Here is a 3,450-nt window from a genome sequence, read left to right on the forward strand (position 1 = left end):
ATTGTCTCGTTCTCTTCTCTCTTCCTTCGTACCACAAAGTCAGCCGCCTTCCCATCATTTTCATGTCGGGGCTGTGGCTGAAAAGCTATCGTCGTTTTCATGGTTCGAAATAAGAAAAGATGATGCAAGAGGTTGGAAAACATTATCCAGCATGGACCCATTTCAAATCTACAGGATATAATAATAAGATGACCGTATAAATTATGATATCACACGTAAGGTTGGTGTACGATGATATTGACGTTGTTTGACGGGGCAATCCCGTCACCCCTTTTGTTCGTTAACGCTCCAAACGAAGGTGCGGTTTCATTCTGGAGGACGATCGAGCCTTATCTTACCTTTTTGTTCTCGCTATCCGTCTTTCTGATTGCATTTCTTATCGTACTCGAAAACCGCAATCCTTCTCGGACAGTGGCGTGGCTTATCATTCTCAATTTTCTTCCGATCGTCGGATTTATTTTCTATATCCTGCTGGGTCGAAACGTACGCAAACGCAAGCTGTTCCGAAACAAGTTCATTAGCAACGCCGAAGTGATCAAGAAGCTGGAGACCGCTCCTGCTGGCTTTCTGAATGAGAGCGATTTCTGGCAATATCCCCATCTCGCATCCAAGCGCAGATTGCTAAACTTAATGGTGAATGTATCGCAGTCGCCGTTCACCCTCAAGAATCGCAGCAAGATTCTTACCAATGGCGATGAGACATTCCGTCAGATGATTCAGGACATGTCGGAAGCGAAGGATCATATTCATTTCCAGTTCTATATTATACGTCACGATACGACCGGGCAGCAATTTAAGCAGGTACTTATCGACAAGGCCCGTGAAGGAGTGAAGGTGCGGGTAATCTATGACGGGGTCGGCAGCGTGCGCCTTGATAAGCGCTATATCGCAGAACTCAGGGAAGCGGGTGTTGAAGTGGTAACATTCTTCCCGGTTATCCTGCCATTCCTCAACAACAAGCTCAACTACAGGAATCATCGGAAAATTGTCATTATCGACGGCAAAATCGGGTTTGTGGGCGGATTAAATATTGGAGATGAATATCTGGGCAAGGACACGCGATTCGGCTTCTGGCGCGACTCGCACGTACGGCTTGAAGGAGAATCGGTGTATTTGCTCCAGAATATTTTCTTGAAAGATTGGTTCTTCGTCACAGAGGAAAATATTGAGGGAGACCGGTATTATCCGGCGCTTACCGAAGCGCCCGGCGAAGAGCTGATTCAAATTGCTTCCAGCGGTCCGGACTCTGACTGGGAATCGATCTGGCAAATGTATTTTTCCATTATTGCGACAGCTCAGGAAAAAATTTACATCACATCACCCTATTTTATTCCGGATGAATCCATCAGCATGGCGCTGAAAACCGCTGCACTAAGCGGATTAGATGTAAGGCTGCTGCTGCCAAGCCGACCGGATCATCATACGGTATTCTGGGCGTCACGTTCGTATTTTCAAGAACTGCTGGAAGCCGGTGTGCGGTTCTATCTGTATCAACCAGGCTTCGTGCATGCAAAAATTTTGTTGGTCGACGGCGTGGTGGCTTCCATTGGAACGGCAAATATGGATATTCGCAGTTTTCAGCACAACTTTGAAGTAAATGCTGTCATCTACAACAGCAATTCTGTATACAAGCTTGAGCAGGACTTTATTAACGACCTGCAGGATAGCAAAGAGCTCACATTGGAGGTATACAAACGACGTCCCTGGCATCACCGCATTCTTGAATCGATAGCTCGCCTGCTGTCGCCGCTCTTATAAAAGAAAAACAGGAATAAAAACGAGACTGATGCATCAGAATCGCAAACAAAGTCTTTGTTTTTATCCCTGTTTTTCGCCTTATTCAGTCCCCGCCTGATTATCGGGCAACACGGTACCCGCGCGGTTTGGCGGGCGCCATCTTTTCAAGCGGCAGAATCTCATAGCGGTTTTTATTCTGGTATTTATGAATTTTAATGAGGTTCTTCTCTTCCAGGCTCTTAATCTTTCTTTCGACGGTATTTTTGTTCATGTTGCACGTTGCCGCAATTTTTCGAATGGAAGGGACAAACTTGCCCTCGCCGCGCTGAAAAATTTGCAGCAGAAATACATAAATCATGAACTCAAACGGATCAAGGCCCAATGAGAACAGGTCATTATTGGACGTTTGAAACATTTCATTCAATATATCCACTCTATCACCTCTTTTTTTCCGTATCCCTTCCTTCATTATTCCTTATTTCTATCTTTTATTTCAAGAGTAAGAGTTGAGGATTCTCGCCTTTTTAAAGGCGGAGAGGAATCAGCTCCATCTTCCTCTTCTATTTCCAGTATAGTATGATGATAATTTCATAGTGGCATAAAGTCGCAAATGGCCTGTAACGTCTCTCACTTCGGTGTCGAGCCTGTCATTTTGAGAATGCACGGAACTGACGGGTAATAAGAGGTATTCGTTACTGATATTTTTTTGTGTTAAGATACTCAATAAACGGAAGGGTAACCATGGATAATGCCATTAAGATCAAAAGAAAAATATTAACGTTTCCGTTTATTTGCTTGTCAGCAATAACGGCTACAAATATAAAAACTGTCATTAAAAAATAACTTACTTTCGAGCTTTTTTCTGTAATTCTCTGACCAAGTTCCTCGTCTTGTAAAATCCCATCTTTTTCTTCTTTTGTACCCCACGTTATCGTTGAAAGAAACATAGATAACGCAATCGCTATCACACTAATTTCGTTGAATCCAACAATTTGACCAGACAAAATTTTATAAATCGTAAAGCCAATCAAAACAAGCGTTGTAAGCCCAAAGAGCATCCCACCAATTTTCCGTGTACTCATTTCTCTTTTTCTCTCCTCTCATATAAAAATATTTCTTCAATCAGAGCCTCTAAGTTTTTAGCGATTTCAAAAGCTAATCGAAGACTGGGATCATACTTATTATTTTCTATTGCATTTATGGTCTGTCTGCTCACGTCGCACAGATTGGCTAATTTTTCCTGGGAAATGTTCTTTTTCTCCCTAAGCTCCTTAATCCGATTTTCCATCGACTTTTCCTTTCTCCATTATTAAATGTCAAACATTCTTTACACCTATATCATAAAAAAAGAGGATTAGGATGTCAAATATGTTTTACATCCTAATCCTCTTACGATGCTGCCGTTCTGGCTGCAGCGGCAGGTGAAACATGGGACGGTCGTAGCGCAACCAAAAAACGTAATTTTTTTCCTATCAGTCAAGTATGAAGTAAAAAAATGTTGATATTACTCCTACAAAAAATAAAAGCGTAAGGAAATATAGATTTTCCCCTACGCCTTTATCGCTTATTTAAATGCTACATTCACATGATAACCAACCGGCTTATAAATTTGCTGCATAACACGCACAGCACGTTCTTCCGCCGTCTGTAAGATTCCATTTTCTTTTGCTTCCTGGCGCAGTTTTTCGCGTGCCTCAACAAGGAATTCCTGCT

General features: G+C 42.4%; 5 protein-coding genes. 1 reads left to right on the forward strand and 4 read right to left on the reverse strand.

What is annotated here, in order from left to right:
- Positions 1-231: 231 nt before the first annotated feature.
- On the forward strand, positions 232-1,758 hold the full coding sequence (gene cls / locus B2899_RS07315) for a cardiolipin synthase (RefSeq protein WP_146808687.1): 1,527 nt from the start codon (positions 232-234) through the stop codon (positions 1,756-1,758).
- A gap of 97 nt (positions 1,759-1,855) precedes the next feature.
- Here cls and B2899_RS07320 read toward each other — a convergent pair whose 3' ends face one another.
- From B2899_RS07320 to B2899_RS18405, 4 genes are all read right to left on the reverse strand, one after another.
- Positions 1,856-2,170 (reverse strand): helix-turn-helix domain-containing protein, encoded by a 315-nt coding sequence (locus tag B2899_RS07320; RefSeq protein WP_170230145.1) that lies wholly within the window; start codon positions 2,168-2,170, stop codon positions 1,856-1,858.
- 259 nt (positions 2,171-2,429) lie between these two features.
- Positions 2,430-2,819 (reverse strand): hypothetical protein, encoded by a 390-nt coding sequence (locus B2899_RS07325; RefSeq protein WP_286884716.1) that lies wholly within the window; start codon positions 2,817-2,819, stop codon positions 2,430-2,432.
- The gene (locus B2899_RS07330; protein WP_286884723.1) at positions 2,816-3,025 is read right to left on the reverse strand and encodes a helix-turn-helix transcriptional regulator; all 210 of its coding nucleotides are present in this window, start codon (positions 3,023-3,025) and stop codon (positions 2,816-2,818) included. The genes B2899_RS07325 and B2899_RS07330 overlap by 4 nt, the downstream gene beginning before the upstream one ends.
- Before the next feature lie 276 nt (positions 3,026-3,301).
- Positions 3,302-3,450 (reverse strand): DUF4230 domain-containing protein (locus tag B2899_RS18405; RefSeq protein WP_414631757.1); only part of this gene is annotated, 149 nt, incomplete at its 5' end.

The organism is Aneurinibacillus sp. UBA3580 (assembly GCF_002375825.1).
GTDB lineage: Bacteria > Bacillota > Bacilli > Aneurinibacillales > Aneurinibacillaceae > Aneurinibacillus > Aneurinibacillus danicus.

Coding starts and splice junctions, on each gene's coding strand:
- cls (WP_146808687.1), top strand. CDS start 232: ATGATATTGACGTTGTTTGACGGGGCAATCCCGTCACCCCTTTTGTTC.
- B2899_RS07325 (WP_286884716.1), bottom strand. CDS start 2,819: ATGAGTACACGGAAAATTGGTGGGATGCTCTTTGGGCTTACAACGCTT.
- B2899_RS07330 (WP_286884723.1), bottom strand. CDS start 3,025: ATGGAAAATCGGATTAAGGAGCTTAGGGAGAAAAAGAACATTTCCCAG.